Here is a 16655-nt window from a genome sequence, read left to right as displayed (position 1 = left end):
GGACGTTTTGCGGCCGGGACGTCGGGGGTTCCGACGGCGGAACGAGGATGGACAGACGTAACTTTCGGCCGCGCATCGTGGCGACCATGAGCGACGAGCACGACAGCAGTTCCGACTATCGGATCGAGACCCGATCGATCCACGCGGGACAGGACCCCGACGAGGAGACCGGCGCGCTGATGACGCCGATCCACGCCAACTCGACCTACGAGCAGGACGCTCCCGGCGACCACCGCGGCTACGAGTACTCCCGGACCGGCAATCCCACGCGAACCGACCTCGAGGAGAACCTCGCTTCCCTCGAGAACGCCGAGTACGGCCGCGCCTTCGCCTCGGGGATGGCCTCGATCAACACCGTCCTCAACCTGCTCGAGGCCGGCGATCACGTCGTCACCGGCAACGACGTCTACGGCGGTACCCACCGCATCTTCACGCAGGTCTACGAGGACTACGACGTCGAGTTTAGCTTCGTCGACATGACGGACCTCGACGCGATCGAGGCGGCGTTCCGGGAGAACACGGAACTGCTCTGGCTCGAGACCCCGACCAACCCGCTCATGTCGATCGTCGACATCGCGGGCGCGGCCGAGATCGCCCACGACCACGACGCCCTCTGTGCGATCGACAACACGTTCGCGACGCCGTACCTCCAGAACCCGCTCGACCTGGGCGCGGACGTCGTCTCGCACTCGCTGACCAAGTACCTCGGCGGCCACTCGGACGTCGTCGGCGGCGCGCTCCTCACGAACGACGAGGACCTCGACGAGGAGTTCGGGTTCTACCAGAACTCCGTCGGCGCGACGCCCGGCCCCTTCGAGTCGTTCCTCGTTCTCCGCGGGACGAAGACGCTGCCCGTCCGCATGGACCGACACTGCGAGAACGCCCGCAAGATCGCGGACTGGCTCCAGGACCGCCCCGAGGTCGACCGCGTCTACTACCCCGGCCTCGAGTCCCATCCCGGCCACGAGATCGCCCGCGAGCAGATGGACGACTTCGGCGGCATGCTGAGTTTCGAACTCGACGCGAGCATGGAGGAGGCGAGCGAGGTCGTCTCCTCGACGGAGGTGTTCACCCTCGCGGAGAGCCTGGGCGGCGTCGAGAGCCTGATCGAACAGCCCGCGCCGATGACCCACGCCGCGATCCCCCGCGAGGAGCGCATCGAGGCCGGCCTGACGGACGGCCTGATCCGCGTCTCGGTGGGGATCGAGCACGTCGACGACCTGATCGCCGACCTCGAGCGGGCTTTCGAGGCCGGACTCGAGTGAGCCGTCGAGCCAGGACCGATCGCTGAACACCTAACTACGTCCCGCACGAACGGACGCGCATGTCACGACAGGAGGACGACGTCGGACTGCACGCGCTCCCGATCGCGGTCGACCACGGCGGCCGCGAGCTAACCGTCACGCCCGCGCTGGTCGAAACCGAGCGCGGCCTCGTCCTGATCGACGCCGGCCCCGAGGGGAGCCTCGAGTCGTTGCGAACGCACGTCCGGAGCCTCGGCCACGAACTCGCGGACGTCTGGCTGGTCGTCGTCACCCACCACGACGCCGACCACGCGGGCGGACTCGCGGCCCTGCTCGAGCACACCGACGCGGTCGTCGCGACCCACCGCGAGGAAGCGCCGTTCCTGACCGGCGAACGCGACCCTCTCGGGGGCGACGGCGACCGCTACCCGCCGGTCGAGGTCGACCTGGAACTCGCCGGCGGCGTCCGGATTCCGACGATCGCCGGCCCGATGGAAGTCGTCGAGACGCCCGGCCACGCGCCCGGGCACGTGTCGCTTTACTTCCCCGAGAGCGGGGTGTTGCTCGCCGGCGACGCGCTCGTCGCGGACGGCACGGAGACGCTCGAGGGACCCAAACCGGAGTTCACGCCGGACATGGATCGCGCGATCGAATCGGTCGGCGACCTGGCCGGTCTCGAGGTCGACGGCGTGGTCTGCTACCACGGCGGCTACGCCGAGGCGGGAACCGAGCGCCTCGAGGAGCTACACCGTGAACTACGCGAGAAGTGAGACCCCGGGGGCCTACCGCGCGCCGCCGCTGGCCGCCGGAATGACCCGGATCTGGGACCCTTCATCGACGGGGACCTCGAGGTCCGAGACCTCGTCGCCGTCGACGTAGACGTTGATGAACTCCTTGATCTCGCCGTCCTCGATCACGCTGTCGCGCAGGGACTCGCCGTGTTCTGCGGCGTGGGCGTCGAACGCCTCGCGGAGCGTCTCCCCCTCGACCTCGACGCGCGAGGAGGCGCCGCCGCCGCTCAGTACGGCTGGTACCTTGATGGTTGGCATACCCGGCGGTTGGCGACACCGTCCTAAAAGGGCCCCGCCCTCGGCAAGAACGGCTCTCGTCGCGGATGGCGGCAGATGACGCCGACGGAGGGGTCCTTATTCCGCGCCGGTGCCAACGGGGGACGATGAGCGACCTGGATCTCTCGCCGACGCAACTGGACCGGTACTCGAGACACATCATCATGGACGAGGTCGGCCCGGAGGGACAGAGCGATCTACTGGACTCGCGCGTGCTGGTGATCGGCGCGGGCGGACTCGGGTCCCCGATCATCCAGTACCTCGCGGCCGCGGGGGTCGGAACGATCGGCATCGCCGACGACGACGAGGTCGAACTCTCGAACCTCCAGCGGCAGGTCATCCACGGCGACGACGACGTAGGTCGCAAGAAGGTCGACAGCGCCGCGGAGTACGTCGAGACGATCAACCCCGACGTCGACGTCGAGAAACACGAACTCCGCGTCTCGCCCGACAACGTCGAGGACCTGATCGAGGGCTACGACTTCGTGATCGACGGCGCTGACAACTTCGAGACCCGCTATCTCGTCAACGACGCCTGTACCCTCGCCGGCGTCCCCTTCTCCCACGGCTCGATCTTCAAGTTCGAGGGCCAGATCACGACCTTCGCCGGCGGCGAGGACTCGCCGTGTTACCGCTGTATGTTCCCCGAAGCCCCGCCGGCGGGGATGGTCCCCAACTGCGCGACTGCTGGCGTGCTGGGCGTCCTCCCCGGCACCGTCGGCTGTATCCAGGCCACCGAGGCCGTGAAGTTCCTGCTCGACAAGGGCGACCTCCTCGACGGCCGGATGGTCTTCTACGACGCCCTGAACATGGAGTTCGACACCGTCGAGATCACCAAGAAAGACGACTGTCCGGTCTGTGGCGACGATCCCGCGATCGACTCGGTCCACGACGTCGAGTACACGGCATCGTGTTCGATCGACGGGACGGCGGAGGAGCCGGAGATCGAAGCCAGTGACGACTGACGACGGATGACGACGATCAACGACAACTAACGGGAGTCGTCCCCGTCGCTCCGGCTCGAGACCACGCGCACCCGCTCACCGTCGAACCGCTCTTCTTCGTCGCGCCAGCGCCACGAGCCGACGAACGGGTAGCCGTCGAGCGCGACGATGACGTACGAGAAATCGGGCCACGTCGCCCGCGCCGCGTCCGTCTCGCTGGGTTCGGCCGGCCCCGCCGGGTGGGAGTGGTAGAAGCCCGCGACCTCGAGGCCTTCCTCCTCGATCCGTTCGGTGATCTCGAACTGTTCCTCGGGATCGATCGCGTACCGGATCTCGGGGTTGTCGGCGACGTTCTCGGCCGGATAGGCGTCGGTGACGACGGTGTGGTCCGGGTCGTACTCGCCGGCGAGGATCCCACAGACCTCCCGCTCGTCGCCGTCGTAGGCCTGGTAGACGATCTCGTCGTACGCCGAACGCAACAGTTCGATCATGCGCGTGGCTGGGGGTTACAGCCCCTTAAGCTATCCACTCCGGATCGGCGAAATCGGCCCGGACAGGTCGCGACGGAGACGATCGTAGATAGAAGCCAGTGTTGCCGGGGCCTCAGAGCGCCGATCCGAGGGATATCGGGCTGAGTCGGCCGTATCGGTCACCGAAGCGCCATATCTCGGCCTGAGGGCCGTCATCGATCCGTGCAGAGGTTCCCGTAACGGGGGCGGTTTAGGAGGGGCAGTGAGAACGACCGGTGATGACATCGACGCTGCTCGTCGCGGCGGTGGTCGGCCTCGGACTGGGCGTCTTCCTCCAGAAGGGCCGGTTCTGTTTCGTCCACGCGTTCCGCGACCTGTTCGCGTTCAAGGACACCCGAGTTACCAAGGGCGTCCTCGTCGCGGTCGTATCGACGATGCTGGGCTGGAGCGTGCTCTACCAGCTCGGCTACTACCAGGGGTTCTGGACCCCCGACTGGGGGCTGACGGGGCTTGTCGGCGGCTTCGTCTTCGGCGTCGGGATGACCTACGCCGGTGGCTGTGCGAGCGGGACCCTCTACCGGGCCGGCCAGGGGTACTTGCACTTCTGGCTGACCCTGCTGTTCATGGGCGTCGGCTACGCGGCCTTCTCCGTCGCCTTCCCGACGCTGCAGTCGACGTACTTCGCGCCGCTGACCTTCGGCGAGGGCGTCACGCTCTTCGAGGCGTCCTCGCTGCCCGCGCCGCTCGTGGCGCTGCTGGCCTCGGCGCTGATCGGCCTCGCGTACGTCACCGTCGTCGGCCGCGAAGCCGGCGAGACCGGGACTGGACGGGAACAGGCCGCCGAGTTCCGTCCGGTCGTCCTCGCGACGCCCGTCGTCGGAACCCGGCGACTCCTCGAGGGGACGCGCTCGTACGTCCGGGGCTTCCGCGAGATCGACGACCCGATAGCCGCCTCGAAGCGACCCTGGGACCCGCGGACGGCCGCGCTCGGGATCACCGCCGTCGCGGTCCTCTGGTTCTCGCAGGTGTCGATCGTCGGCGTCACGGGTCCCGAAGCGCGCTGGACGGGCTACCTGCTCCAGCAGGTCGGCGTCGACGCGAGCTCCTACGAGTACTGGGGGTCGATCCTCTTTGCCGGCGAAGGCGTCACCGTTACCGTCGACATGATCATGATCGCGATGGTCATCGTCGGCGCGGGGATCGCCGCCGCCTGGAGCGGCGACTTCTCCGTGCGGACCCCGAAGCTCCAGCGGCTCCCGAACGCCGTCGTCGGCGGCTTCCTGATGGGTGCTGGCTCCCGGCTCGCGCCGGGCTGTAACATCGGCAACATCTACTCCGGGATCGCCTCGCTGTCGGTCCACTCGTTCATCGCGGCCGTGGGGATCGTGCTGGGCGTCTACGTGATGACCCACTGGCTCTACCGCGAGGTCGGCTGCGCGATCTGATCCGACGGACCCCTCTCTTCCGCGCTCGAGAACTCCCGTGTTCCCACAGTCCCGGAGTTCGCCGTGAGTACAAGTGTACGAGCGACCACGCCCCATTCATGCCAGAACGTACGTCGCTCGAGTCGCTCACCGACACCCCACACGCGGTCGCGTTCGACGACGAGCCCCGAACCGTTCGCCTCGAACTCGAGGCCGACCAGCGGATCCCCGAACACCGACACCCGGAGTCGCACGTCCTCTTCCACGTCCTGTCGGGGGCCGTCGACCTCGACCTCGACGGAGAGACCTACGACCTCGAGGCGGGCGACCTCGTGCGGTTCGACGGCGACAGTGAGGTCTCGCCACACGCTATAGAGGAGAGCACGGCGCTTGTCGTCTTCGCGCCGAAGACCGGCGCGGACGCCTGACCGAGCGGTACCGTTTTTCCCGGTGGCGTCGAACGCCGTTCCATGTCAACGAATGACTCGAGCGGTCGGATCGATCACGATCGTCGCTCCTTTCGGTACTACCGCAACGCCGTCGAGCGTCACTGGGACCCCCACGGGATCGACCTCGAGGCGGACCGTGACGCGATCCGGGACGTGCCGAAACCGGCGTTCGACGGCCTGCGGGAGACGCTCGCGCTGTTCGGGGCGGGCGAGGAGGCCGTCACCGAGGACCTCTCGCCGCTCGGGGTCGTCCTCGAGGACGTCGCCGACCAGTTGTTCGTGACGACGCAACTCTACGAGGAGGCCAAACACGCGGACTTTTTCGACCGCTACTGGCGGACGGTGATCACGCCCGAGGAACGGCGGCGAGGCCTCGAGTCGACCGCCCCGACCGACGAGCGGTGGTTCTCCGAACCGTACGAGGAACTGTTCGAGCGAAACGAGACGGCGATGGGCCGATTACTGGTCGAGGACACGCCGGAAAACCGCGCGCTCGCGTACTGTCACTACCACATGGCGATCGAGGGAATTCTCGCCCAGACGGGCTACTACGGCGTCCAGCGGAACTTCAGCGGCGAGTACGCGGACCTCCCGCGGCTGCCGGGGCTGGTCGAGGGGTTCTCCAGCATCCGGAGCGACGAGGGCCGACACGTCGGCTTCGGGATGTGGAAACTCGAGCGGCTCGTCCACGAGGCGGGCGTCGATCCCGCCCTGATCGAGGGGACGGTCGGCGAACTCGCGATGCTCGTTCAGGGAATCGTCGGTGAGTCGGTCGAGGAGGATGCGACCGGCGTCGACGACGAGACTCTCGTCGGCTACGCCGCGGAGAAACACCGCGACCGGATGGCACAGATCGTCGACGACGGCGAGTTGCCAGACGTCGAGGAACTGGTTCGTCTCGAGGAGTAGCGCGGGAGGTGGCCTCGAGCGTGGTTGCGGTTTCGATATACACAAACGTGGACAAAAACACGTTTTCGATCCGGTATTGAGGGCACAAACACGGGATTTTTATCGGGGGAGCACGCTACGGTCGACCATGACTGATGGGCGGGGCGAGACTCCCCGGCGAACAGGGATGACCGAAAAGTGTGGCGTCGTCGGCGTCTCGCTGGCCGGTCGTCCGGCGGCGCGGCCGCTGTACTACGCGCTGTACGCGCTCCAGCACCGCGGCCAGGAGTCGGCCGGCATCGTCACCCACGACGGCTTCCAACAGCACAGCCACGTCGAGATGGGCCTCGTGGGCGACGTCTTCGGCGAGGACGACCTCGACGGACTGGCGGGGTCGGCCGGCATCGGCCACGTCCGCTACCCGACCGCGGGCTCGGTCGACTCCTCCTGTGCCCAGCCGTTCTCGGTCTCGTTCAAGAGCGGTTCGCTCGGCCTCTCGCACAACGGCAACCTCGTCAACGCCGACGAGATCCGCGAGGAACTGGCCGCCGTCGGCCACGCGTTCACCAGCGACGGCGACACCGAGGTCATCGCCCACGACCTCGCGCGCAACCTCCTCGAGGAGGACCTCGTGCGCGCGGTCAAGCGGACGATGAACCGCATCCACGGTTCCTACTCGCTGACGATCAGCCACGACGACACCGTCCTCGGCGTCCGGGATCCGCAGGGGAATCGGCCGCTCTGTATCGGAAAACTCGAGGACGGCTACATCCTCGCCTCCGAGTCCGCGGCGATCGACACCCTGGACGGGGAGCTGATCCGTGACGTCCGGCCCGGCGAACTGATCGTCCTGGACGAGGACGGCGGCGGGTTCGACTCCTACCAGCTGGTCGAACGGGACCATACGGCCCACTGTTTCTTCGAACACGTCTACTTCGCCCGCCCGGACAGCGTCATCGACGACACGCTCGTCTACGAGGCACGCCGGAACCTCGGACGAAAACTCTGGGAAGAAAGCGGCGTCGAAACCGAGGTGGTGATGCCCGTCCCCGACTCCGGCCGGGCGTTCGCCTCGGGCTACGCCGACGCCGCCGGGGAGACGACCGCAGACGGCGAGCCCCGCGACGAGGACGACGACGGCGTCGAGTTCGCCGAGGGGCTGATGAAGAACCGCTACGTCGGCCGCACGTTCATCATGCCGACCCAGGACGAGCGCGAGCGCGCGGTCCGGCTGAAGCTCAACCCGATCAAGTCCACCGTCGAGGGGAAGACGGTTACCCTGATCGACGACTCGATCGTCCGCGGCACCACGTCGACGCAGCTCGTCAAACTGCTGAAAGACTGCGGCGCGGAGGAAGTCCACATGCGCATCGGCGCGCCCGAGATCGCTGCGCCGTGTTACATGGGGATCGACATGGCGACCCGCGAGGAACTGATCGCCGCGGACAAAAGCGTCGACGAGATCCGCGAGGCCATCGACGCGGACAGTCTCGCCTATCTCTCGACCGACGCCGTGGCCGACGTGCTCGGGAAGGATCGGATCGACCTCTGTCTGGGCTGTGTGACCGGCGAGTATCCCTACGACATCGAGGGCGAGGAGACCGACCGCGACGTCACCCGACCCGACCTCGAGCCCGATCGGACGGTCGCCGACGACTGACTGCTGTGGGTGGGGCTGACGGCTGACGACCCCCGAACGCGACTCGATCCTTTGAGTCCAGTCGGTCCGTTTTTTACTGGCCCCGTAGAACGTCCGCTATGGACGTAAACGAGTTTCTCGAGGGCGAATCGCTCACGGGCCGACAGGCGATACTCATCTTCTTCGGGTTCCTCATCCTGATCGTCATCGCTGGCCTCATATTGATCACGTTTAGCGATTTCTTCCAGCAACTGGTCACGTGAGGTATCGGACGAACCGGACGGAAGCGGAGTCCGAGCGGCCGGATCTCGAGCGCCCCCCGTTCAGTAGACGACGTGCAACAGGACGTAGACGACGATCCCCAGGCTGAACGAGATCAGCCACAGGCTGGCTGCGATCCGGCCGAACCGGGCGTGGGCGGTCCGGGGTAGTTCCTCGATCGGGTACGCGAACCCGAGCAACAGCGCGTAGTAGAGAAACGGGATACAGACGACCGCGAGGAGGATGTGGATCGCCAGCACCGGCAGGTAGACGTACAGGTAGACGCTTTCCGGCCCCGGGAACGGCTGGGGGCCGCCCGTGGCCACGAGCCGGTAGAGATAGAGGGCGAGAAACGCCGCGAACAGCCCGAACGAGGTGATCATCGCGCCACGATGTCTGTCGACGTTTCCGCGACGGATCGCACGCCAGCCGGCCGTGATCGTCCCGATCGCGGTCGCGCTGATGACGACGTTGACGTGGGGGATCAGGTCGAGGACCCATTCGGGGGCCGTCGGGACGGCCGACTGGGGGATCCGTCCGCCGGCGGCCGCGAAGACGACCGCAAGCGAGACGACGCTCAAGACGGCGGCGAGCGACCGAACGCGCTCTCGAGGCACGTACTCCATGTCTTGTGGTTCGACCGATACGGGAAAGCCGTTTTCCTCTGCCGTTCGAATCGCCGGTACCGGATCATCGGGAGTTCCTGGCCGTCGACTCGAGACGATTCGACGGACGGACGAACATTCGAGGCGTGGACGCGAAGAGATACACGTGCGTCCAGCACCGGTATTGGTATGCGCATTCCAGTACCGACCAACAGGCTCGTGGCGTTCACGCTCATCGGTGCCGTCTTGACCACCGGCGTCGCGATCGGGCTTGCTGCCCCCGGCTTCGACCTCGCGGGAGACGACGATGGGGCGTCCGTAACCGAACTCGGTGACCACGACGAGTACGATGAGTACGGGGAGTATGTCGAATATCAGGAATACGGCGAATACGAGGAGTACGACGATCGGTACGAAGACGAGTACGAGGGGTACGACGACGACCGATACGAGGACGAATACGAGGAGTATGCCGAATACCAGGAATACGGCGAATACGAGGAGTACGACGACGACCGGTACGAGGACGAATACGAGGGGTACGACGACGACCGGTACGAGGACGAATACGAGGGGTACGACGACGACCGGTACGAGGACGAATACGAGGGGTACGACGACGACCGGTACGAGGACGAATACGAGGGGTACGACGACGACCGGTACGAGGACGAATACGAGGGGTACGACGACGACCGGTACGAGGACGAATACGAGGGGTACGACGACGACCGGTACGAGGACGAATACGAGGGGTACGACGACGACCGGTACGAGGACGAATACGAGGAGTACGACGACGACCGGTACGAGGATTGACAATGGGTCTGACGGATACGCTCACCGGGATGTCCGCACGTCTGGGTGATGCCCGGCTGTCGTTTCGGTGCTGTGACACCGACTTCGTCGTCCACGCAACCGGCTACCGGGCCAACGCGACGGCCGCTCGGGCCCGGCGGATCGCCCAGTCCCTCGAACGCGAACTGAACGCGTTCGATCCGGACAGCGCGGTCTCGAAGTTAAACCGGACGGGTCGCGCCGAGAACGAACACGTCGCCAGGTTGGTCCGGCGGGGGCTCGAGTACCACGAGCGGACCGACGGGGTCTTCGACGTACGACAGGGACGGCTCGAACACGACTTGAAGGCGTACCTCCGGGGGAACTGCGAGTCCCCGCCGGCGCGGTTCGACGACGGCACGATCGAGGTCGACGGCGATCGGGTCACCGTCGTCGAGGGGACGGCGCTCGATCTGAACGGCCTCGCGAAGGGGTACGTGGTCGATCGGGCGGCAGCCGCGCTGTCGGGACTCGGCCGCCAGGGATTCGTCTCCGGCGGTGGCGACATGACGCCGCCCACGGGGCCGGTCGCCGTCGAGAGTCCCTACGGCGACGCGCGCCCGCTCCGGGTACTCGAGACGGACTGGTACGTCGCCACGTCCGGCGGCTACCGTCGTCGTCGTGGGGGCGTCGATCACGTCTACGATCCGACGCGGGGAGACATCGGCGCTCGACACGAGACGGTGACGGTGGTCGCAGAGCGCGACTGCACCGAGGCCGATGCGCTCGCGACGGCCCTCGCGGCCATGCCGCTGTCTGACGCCCTCGACCTCGCGTCCGCCTGGTCCGGCCTCGAGGCGCTCGTAGTTCACGACGGCGTCTTTCACACGACGGAGGGGTTCGACAATCATGTCGCATAGACAGTGGATCACCGTCGTCGCGATCGTCGTCCTGATCACGACGGTTCCGATCACGTGGGGCATCGCCGAGGTTCGATCGATCCAGGCAGCCGAGGCCGACCGGGCGGACCTCCCCGACGAGGCGGATCCGATCGCCGGGGCGTCGATCGACGACCACGACCGAGGTCACGACGATCGGGCAGGGCCGCCACGGAGACCCGGTGAGGGAACCGATGGACCGAGAGTCGTCGAAACGACGGGGGCCTCCTGATGGGCCTGCTCTGGCTGCTCGACCGGGCGTCGGCGCTCGTCGCCTTCCCCGCGCTGTACCTGGCCGTGCTGACCGGCATCCTCTACAACGCGTCCTCGTTCGGGGTCTTACACGACGTTTCGCGCCGCGTGCACATCGAACTGTCCGTCTTCGCCATGCTCGTGACGGTCGTCCACGGCGTCCTCGGCACGATCGATACGTGGTACGTCGTCACGGGCCGGGTAACGGAGACCGCGTACTCGACGTCGTACTTCCTCGGAGGCGTCGCGGTCGGGGTCGGTGCCCTGGTACTTCTCGCGGTGGCTGTGCTCGGGTTCACCGACGCGAGGCGGTTCGAACGGCCCTGGGGACCGCGGGTCGTTCATGCGTTCGCCTACGGCGGGTTCGGGTTCGCAACGGTCCACGCGGCGGCCGTCGGGACCGACGTCGCTGGACTGATCCGGCCAGTGTTCGGCCCGGCGATCGCGTTCCTCGCGTACGTGCTCCTGTTGCGCCTGCTGTCGGAACAGGAGTGGCTGTCGACGCCCACAGCGACTCGGTAACTACCTCGGTCGACTCCGTTACTGGCTCGGTTGCCTCCATACCATTCACGTGTGACTCGGTTACTGGCTCACTCGAGTCGGTAACTGTCTCTGGTGACTCAGTAACTGTCCCAGAGGTCGAACAGTCGGTCGACGACCCGGTCGGTAAACGACCTCCGGTGAACCGTATAGAGGTACTCGACGCGATCCGGGTCGGTCAGTTCGTAGACGACGCGCCGGCCGTCCCGATCTTTCGTCACGAGTTCCGCGTCCTCGAGCTTCGAGAGGTGCCAGGAGACGGTCGACGGCGACCGATCGAGTCGGTCGCTCAGCTCGGTCGTCGTCAGTCCGCCTTCGACGGCGAGGTGTGCGACGATGCGACGGGCGTACTCGCGACGGAGTGCGTTCATTACCGCCCGATCGGCCTCGTCGAACGACCCGGCCGGGTAGTAACGGGTGTATGTTCCGTCGTCCGACGCCTCGAGAAGCCCACCGCGTTCGAGTTGGCGGAGGTGGTACTGGAGGGTCCCCTTGGCATAGTCGAACTCCTCGAGCAATGCTCGGAAGTGAACGCCGGGAGTGTCATCAATTTCCTTATAAATTTCTCGGCGGGTCTCGAGTTCGAGGGCCGGGTTCCGGTCCGCTTCGGAATCGGACGTCGGATCCGTCATCGTTACTCCTGGGTCAACGCGACGAAGAACGTGAGCAGTCCACCGAGGATGAGGACTGCCGCGCCGTGTTCGACCAGTTCGATCAAATCGTAGCGAAAGTACGGGAGCAGGAGGTACTCGAGGAAGACGATCAGGCCGTACACTGCGAACATGCCGTACCCGACGGTAACGACGAGCATCCGACGGTCGCGTTCGCGACGCCACGCCAAATAGCTAAAAAACGCGAGTGTCGACCCGACGACGAAAATACCGAGGCTGATGTACTGTTCGAGCAGTTGCGCGAGTGTAATCGGATCGATAGCCATCGTTGAGTCCCCGATCGGCCGACAGTCTGGGGTGTCTCGACCGAGGCACCGGTTTTCAAAAAGGGTTGTCGTCCAACGGTCGAATCGGTCGACCACGTCGGCGGATTCCGCCGGGACAGCGGTCTCACTGGTGGATTGTGTGTCGAACGGACAGCGGAGATCGACGACAGCCGTCGCTCGTCGGACTTGGTTCCAAAGGAAATATGCGTGGGTGATGTCCACGAAGGGAGATCACCTGCATCGTGTCGCTCGGCGGTGAACTGCGTCACGGGCGAGCCCGTGGCAGCCGCGGGACCCGGAGGCCCCGCGCTCGCCTCACGTTTCGCGGCGTCATGCCGCGCATGCGATGCGTGGGACCGGATTCGAACCGGCGGACCCCTACGGGACAGCGCCCTCAACGCTGCGCCGTTGGCCTGGCTTGGCTACCCACGCTCGCAGTCTCTTTCTTTTCCGCACTCATTCGTATCCAGCGTGATTATAAAAGACCTTTCTTTTCGGTCGATGCCTGCGGCGAGGTCACACGGAACGGGTGGAGCGGAGAGTTGAAATGGCGCAGTTGCCAAACTGTACCATGGCCAAGTATTCGACGGGTTCGTCCTCCGGCGGCGGCGGGACGAACTGCGAACTCTGCGGTGCGGAAAGCGACTCCCTCGAGCTCGCGTCGGTTGCCGGCGCGGAACTCGAGGTGTGCCCGGACTGTGCGCCACACGGCGAAGGGAGGCGGTCGGGCTCGAGGTCGGGTTCGGGTTCAGGTTCGGCCTCGGCCGGCGGCGCGAGCGGGTCCGGTCAGGATGACGGCCCCAGTCGCAAGCAGAAAGCGGCCCAGAACGTCGCGAAGGCCAACCCGGTCTGGGACGGCGACTCCGAACACTGGGAGAAGGAGGGGACGAACTACGACGACGACCCCCTGCCGTACCTCGTCTCCGACTACGGCGAGAAACTCGTCGAGGCCCGACAGGAGGCCGGCCTCCAGCGCGAGGAACTCGCGGAGGAACTCGAGGCTCCGGAGAAAGACATCCTCGCGGTCGAGCAGGGCCGGGCAACCCAGGCCGGCGTCGGTGGCGGGCTGATCGAGGCCCTCGAGCAGCGGCTGGACGTCACGCTCTCGGAGTGAGGGGGCGTCGGCGTCGACGTCGACCGGCGACCGCGAGTAGCCGGACGGCGCGTCGGCGAGCAGACTTTTACTGTCGGCCACCGGAGTGAAACCGATGAGCGGGCAACTGGCGGCAGCCGAGCCGTACGCCACGCGGTTCGAGACCGAAGTGACGTCGATCGACGGGAAGCGGGTCTGGCTCGAACGAAGCTACTTCTACGCGGAAAGCGGCGGCCAGCCGGCCGACCGCGGCCGGATCGGCGACGCCGAAGTCGTCGACGTTCAACTGGACGACGGCGAGCCGGTCCACGTGCTGGCGGAGGAACCGTCGTTCCGGGTCGGAAGGCGAGTGCTGTGCTCGATCGACTGGTCGTTCCGGATGTACTGCATGCGCGCGCACACGGCCAGTCACGTCCTCTACGGGGCCGGGCGACGGCTCCTCGAGGACCTGGGCTACGGCGGGTTCGACATCGGCGAGGAGAAGGTCCGGGTCGACCTCGAGACGAGTACCGAGATCGACGACGAGACGCTGATCGAGTTGAACGAACTGGTCAACCGCGCGGTCTGGGAATCCCGCCCCGTCTCCTGGGAGTCGGTGCCGGTCGCGGAGGCCCGCGAGCGCGATGACGTGGCCTTCAACGAGGCGACCGAGGACGGTGCGCTCCGAAAAGGGCGCGTCAGAATCGTGACGATCGGCGGGAAAGACGAGAACGGAAACGGCGGCACCGGGGCCGGAACCGGTGGCTTCGGACGCAATGGCGCGGGACCGAAAGTCGTCACCTCGAGCGGCGGGGACGAGCCGATCGGTGACGGCTCGGGATCCGGACTTGGGGACGACACCTGGGACGTGGCCGCCTGCGGCGGAACCCACGTCCGAAACACTCGCGAGATCGGGCCGGTGACCGTGCTCGGCCGCTCGAACCCGGGCGAGGGTCTGACGCGGGTCGAGTTGGCCGTCGGGCCGGCCGCGATCGAACGGCGGACGACCGAGAAGCGGGCAGTTTTCGACGCGAAGCGGACGCTCGGCGCGTCGATCGCGGATGTCGGCGAGGAGGTAACACGCGTCGTCGATGACCGGGAGGAACTCGCCGACCGGGTAGCGACACGGGAACGACAGCTCGCGGCGTCACGTCTCACGGGCGAGGACGCGTGGGTTATCGAACGTGACGGGGACAGTGACGGTGACGGTGACGGTGACGGTGACGAGAACGGGGAAACCTGGCTGGTGGCGACCGTCGGCGACCTCCCGGTCGACCCGGTCAGCGACGCTGTGCGCGAGCACACGGGCCCGGACGGGGACGACCCGGTCGACGCGGACGTCGTCGTTGTCGTCGCACTCGGGGGCGACGAGACCACGTTCGCAGTCGTCGGATCGGCTGCCCCCGAGGTCCAGCCTGCGACGGCCGTCCTCGAGGAGTTGGGGGCGGAGTTCGGCGGCGGTGGCGGCGGCTCGGATCGGTTGGCACAAGGGGGAGGGTTCGACGCTGCGCCCGAAAGGATCGGGCGCTACCTCGACCGGGAGTAAGCGTCGGGTGCTGTCGTGGACGATCGTGGGGACGTCCGGATAGGCATGACCGACAGCAACTCGAATTGGAAATTACCGTAACTAAACACTTTCGTTCGTTCAATCGATCGAACGCCCGAGGCGCGAGCTAACAACTGGGGGCGACCGACGAACGAACTCGAGACCGGTGGGAGACGCCCGGCGTTCATTCGCCGGTGTAACCTATTCCTGAAGTCCGGGTGAAGGACGCCGCATGGGCATCGATTACTCGAAATTGCGGGACCCGAACGCGGAGTACACGATGCGGGATCTGTCGGCGGAGACGATGAACGTGACCCGCGAGCGCGGGGACGGCCGGGACGTCGAGATCACGGACGTCCAGACGACGATGGTCGACGGCAACTTCCCGTGGACGCTGGTTCGGGTCTACACGGACGCAGGCATCGTCGGCACCGGCGAGGCCTACTGGGGGGCGGGCGCGCCGGAACTCATCGAGCGAATGGCCCCGTTCCTGCGCGGGGAGAACCCCCTCGACATCGATCGCCTCACGGAACACCTCGTCCAGAAGATGTCCGGGGAAGGATCGACCGGCGGCGTCACCGTTACCGCGATTTCGGGCATCGAGGTCGCGCTACACGATCTGGCGGGCAAGATCCTCGAGGTGCCGGCCTACCAGTTGCTCGGCGGGAAATATCGCGACGAGGTCCGGGTCTACTGTGACTGCCACACCGAGGAAGAGGCCGATCCGATCGCGTGCGCCGACGAGGCCGAACGCGTCGTCACCGAACTCGGCTACGACGCCCTGAAGTTCGACCTCGACGTCCCCTCCGGCCACGAGAAAGACCGCGCGAACCGCCACCTCCGCGCACCCGAGATCGAACACAAGGCAAGCATCGTCGAGGCCGTCACCGAACGGGTCGCCTCGCAGGCCGACGTCGCCTTCGACTGCCACTGGTCGTTCTCCGCGGAGAGCGCGAAGCGACTCACGAAGCGCCTCGAGGAGTACGACGTCTGGTGGCTCGAGGACCCGGTGCCGCCGGAGAACCACGACGTCCAGCGCGAGATCACCAAGGGAACGGCGACGCCCGTCGCCGTCGGGGAGAACGTCTACCGGACCCACGGCCAGCGACAACTGCTCGAGGAGCAGGCGGTCGACATCATCGCGCCGGACATGCCGAAGGTCGGTGGGATGCGCGAGACGGCCAAGATCGCGGATCTGGCGGATCTGTACTACGTTCCGGTCGCGATGCACAACGTCGCCTCGCCGGTCGCGACGATGGGGAGCGTCCACGTCGGCGCGGCGATCTCGAACGCGCTGGCGATCGAGTTCCACTCCTACGAACTCGAGTGGTGGTCGGATCTCGTCGAGGAGGCCGTCATCGAGGACGGCTACATCGAGGTGCCCGAGGAGCCAGGACTGGGGGTCACCCTCGATCTGGACGCGGTCGAGGAGCATATGGTCGAGGGTGAGGAGTTGTTTGACGAGGCGTAAGCCTCGTCAAGCACGTTGAGCGTTGCTCAACGGTGTTCGACGAAGCCTAGCTTCGTCGAGCCAGCAAATCTTTGATTTGCGCTGTTCGACGAGACCTGACCGGAACTCGAGTTCGTCGAGTCGATGTGGCT

20 protein-coding genes and 1 tRNA gene are annotated in these 16655 nt (G+C 66.3%); 15 read left to right on the top strand and 6 right to left on the bottom strand.

The window, feature by feature from the left end; genetic code table 11:
- Nucleotides 1-86: 86 nt before the first annotated feature.
- Entirely contained in the window at nt 87-1265 is a 1179-nt protein-coding gene (locus tag BM113_RS15690) for a cystathionine gamma-synthase (RefSeq protein WP_089788991.1), read from the top strand.
- Nucleotides 1266-1324: 59 nt separating this feature from the next.
- Nucleotides 1325-2014, top strand: a complete 690-nt coding sequence (locus BM113_RS15685) for an MBL fold metallo-hydrolase (RefSeq protein WP_089788990.1) — start codon at nt 1325-1327, stop codon at nt 2012-2014.
- 12 nt (nt 2015-2026) lie between these two features.
- On the opposite strand, the gene BM113_RS15680 is transcribed toward BM113_RS15685, so the two are convergent.
- Entirely contained in the window at nt 2027-2293 is a 267-nt protein-coding gene (locus BM113_RS15680) for a MoaD/ThiS family protein (RefSeq protein WP_089788989.1), read from the bottom strand.
- Between the two features lie 125 nt (nt 2294-2418).
- Between BM113_RS15680 and ubaA the strand changes: the two genes are divergently transcribed.
- Nucleotides 2419-3276: an SAMP-activating enzyme E1 gene (gene ubaA / locus BM113_RS15675; RefSeq protein WP_089788988.1), complete on the top strand. Its 858-nt coding sequence runs from the start codon at nt 2419-2421 to the stop codon at nt 3274-3276.
- Nucleotides 3277-3302: 26 nt separating this feature from the next.
- Here ubaA and BM113_RS15670 read toward each other — a convergent pair whose 3' ends face one another.
- Nucleotides 3303-3746 carry a desampylase gene (locus BM113_RS15670; protein WP_089788987.1) on the bottom strand — a complete coding sequence of 148 codons (444 nt, stop codon included), beginning with the start codon at nt 3744-3746 and terminating at the stop codon, nt 3303-3305.
- A gap of 257 nt (nt 3747-4003) precedes the next feature.
- Here BM113_RS15670 and BM113_RS15665 point away from each other — a divergent pair, with 257 nt between their 5' ends.
- From BM113_RS15665 to BM113_RS22375, 5 genes are all read left to right on the top strand, one after another.
- Entirely contained in the window at nt 4004-5170 is a 1167-nt protein-coding gene (locus BM113_RS15665; protein WP_089788986.1) for a YeeE/YedE family protein, read from the top strand.
- Nucleotides 5171-5268: 98 nt separating this feature from the next.
- Nucleotides 5269-5577: a cupin domain-containing protein gene (locus tag BM113_RS15660; protein ID WP_089788985.1), complete on the top strand. Its 309-nt coding sequence runs from the start codon at nt 5269-5271 to the stop codon at nt 5575-5577.
- A gap of 42 nt (nt 5578-5619) precedes the next feature.
- A complete protein-coding gene (locus tag BM113_RS15655; RefSeq protein WP_089788984.1) occupies nt 5620-6507 on the top strand; it encodes a ferritin family protein in 888 nt (295 codons plus the stop codon).
- 166 nt (nt 6508-6673) lie between these two features.
- Nucleotides 6674-8146 carry an amidophosphoribosyltransferase gene (gene purF / locus BM113_RS15650; protein ID WP_089788983.1) on the top strand — a complete coding sequence of 491 codons (1473 nt, stop codon included), beginning with the start codon at nt 6674-6676 and terminating at the stop codon, nt 8144-8146.
- Between the two features lie 98 nt (nt 8147-8244).
- On the top strand, nt 8245-8388 hold the full coding sequence (locus BM113_RS22375) for a hypothetical protein (protein ID WP_007143414.1): 144 nt from the start codon (nt 8245-8247) through the stop codon (nt 8386-8388).
- A 60-nt stretch (nt 8389-8448) separates the two neighbouring features.
- Here BM113_RS22375 and BM113_RS15645 read toward each other — a convergent pair whose 3' ends face one another.
- A complete protein-coding gene (locus BM113_RS15645) occupies nt 8449-9012 on the bottom strand; it encodes a DUF420 domain-containing protein (RefSeq protein WP_089788982.1) in 564 nt (187 codons plus the stop codon).
- Nucleotides 9013-9180: 168 nt separating this feature from the next.
- Here BM113_RS15645 and BM113_RS15640 point away from each other — a divergent pair, with 168 nt between their 5' ends.
- From BM113_RS15640 to BM113_RS15625, 4 genes are read left to right on the top strand one after another with little or no spacing between them, the layout of a single operon-like run.
- Nucleotides 9181-9810: a hypothetical protein gene (locus BM113_RS15640; RefSeq protein ID WP_143095848.1), complete on the top strand. Its 630-nt coding sequence runs from the start codon at nt 9181-9183 to the stop codon at nt 9808-9810.
- Between the two features lie 2 nt (nt 9811-9812).
- A complete protein-coding gene (locus tag BM113_RS15635) occupies nt 9813-10688 on the top strand; it encodes an FAD:protein FMN transferase (protein ID WP_089788980.1) in 876 nt (291 codons plus the stop codon).
- On the top strand, nt 10678-10938 hold the full coding sequence (locus BM113_RS15630) for a hypothetical protein (RefSeq protein WP_089788979.1): 261 nt from the start codon (nt 10678-10680) through the stop codon (nt 10936-10938). Before BM113_RS15635 ends, BM113_RS15630 begins: the two co-directional genes overlap by 11 nt.
- On the top strand, nt 10938-11480 hold the full coding sequence (locus BM113_RS15625; protein WP_089788978.1) for a hypothetical protein: 543 nt from the start codon (nt 10938-10940) through the stop codon (nt 11478-11480). Before BM113_RS15630 ends, BM113_RS15625 begins: the two co-directional genes overlap by 1 nt.
- Nucleotides 11481-11578: 98 nt before the next feature.
- Here BM113_RS15625 and BM113_RS15620 read toward each other — a convergent pair whose 3' ends face one another.
- From BM113_RS15620 to BM113_RS15610, 3 genes are all read right to left on the bottom strand, one after another.
- Entirely contained in the window at nt 11579-12130 is a 552-nt protein-coding gene (locus BM113_RS15620) for a winged helix-turn-helix transcriptional regulator (protein WP_089788977.1), read from the bottom strand.
- A gap of 2 nt (nt 12131-12132) precedes the next feature.
- On the bottom strand, nt 12133-12435 hold the full coding sequence (locus tag BM113_RS15615; protein ID WP_218149966.1) for a hypothetical protein: 303 nt from the start codon (nt 12433-12435) through the stop codon (nt 12133-12135).
- A 347-nt stretch (nt 12436-12782) separates the two neighbouring features.
- Nucleotides 12783-12867, bottom strand: a tRNA-Leu gene (locus BM113_RS15610).
- Between the two features lie 139 nt (nt 12868-13006).
- Here BM113_RS15610 and BM113_RS15605 point away from each other — a divergent pair.
- From BM113_RS15605 to BM113_RS15595, 3 genes are all read left to right on the top strand, one after another.
- Nucleotides 13007-13549 carry a helix-turn-helix domain-containing protein gene (locus BM113_RS15605; RefSeq protein WP_089788976.1) on the top strand — a complete coding sequence of 181 codons (543 nt, stop codon included), beginning with the start codon at nt 13007-13009 and terminating at the stop codon, nt 13547-13549.
- Between the two features lie 94 nt (nt 13550-13643).
- Complete coding sequence (locus BM113_RS15600) at nt 13644-15053, top strand: alanyl-tRNA editing protein (protein WP_089788975.1); 1410 nt, start codon at nt 13644-13646, stop codon at nt 15051-15053.
- A 232-nt stretch (nt 15054-15285) separates the two neighbouring features.
- Nucleotides 15286-16524, top strand: coding sequence for a mandelate racemase/muconate lactonizing enzyme family protein (locus BM113_RS15595; protein ID WP_089788974.1), 1239 nt, complete (start codon nt 15286-15288; stop codon nt 16522-16524).
- Nucleotides 16525-16655 lie beyond the last annotated feature (131 nt).

It is taken from the genome of Natronobacterium haloterrestre (genome assembly GCF_900112205.1).
Taxonomy (GTDB): domain Archaea; phylum Halobacteriota; class Halobacteria; order Halobacteriales; family Natrialbaceae; genus Natronobacterium; species Natronobacterium haloterrestre.
This window is presented reverse-complemented; position numbering and strand designations above follow the sequence as displayed.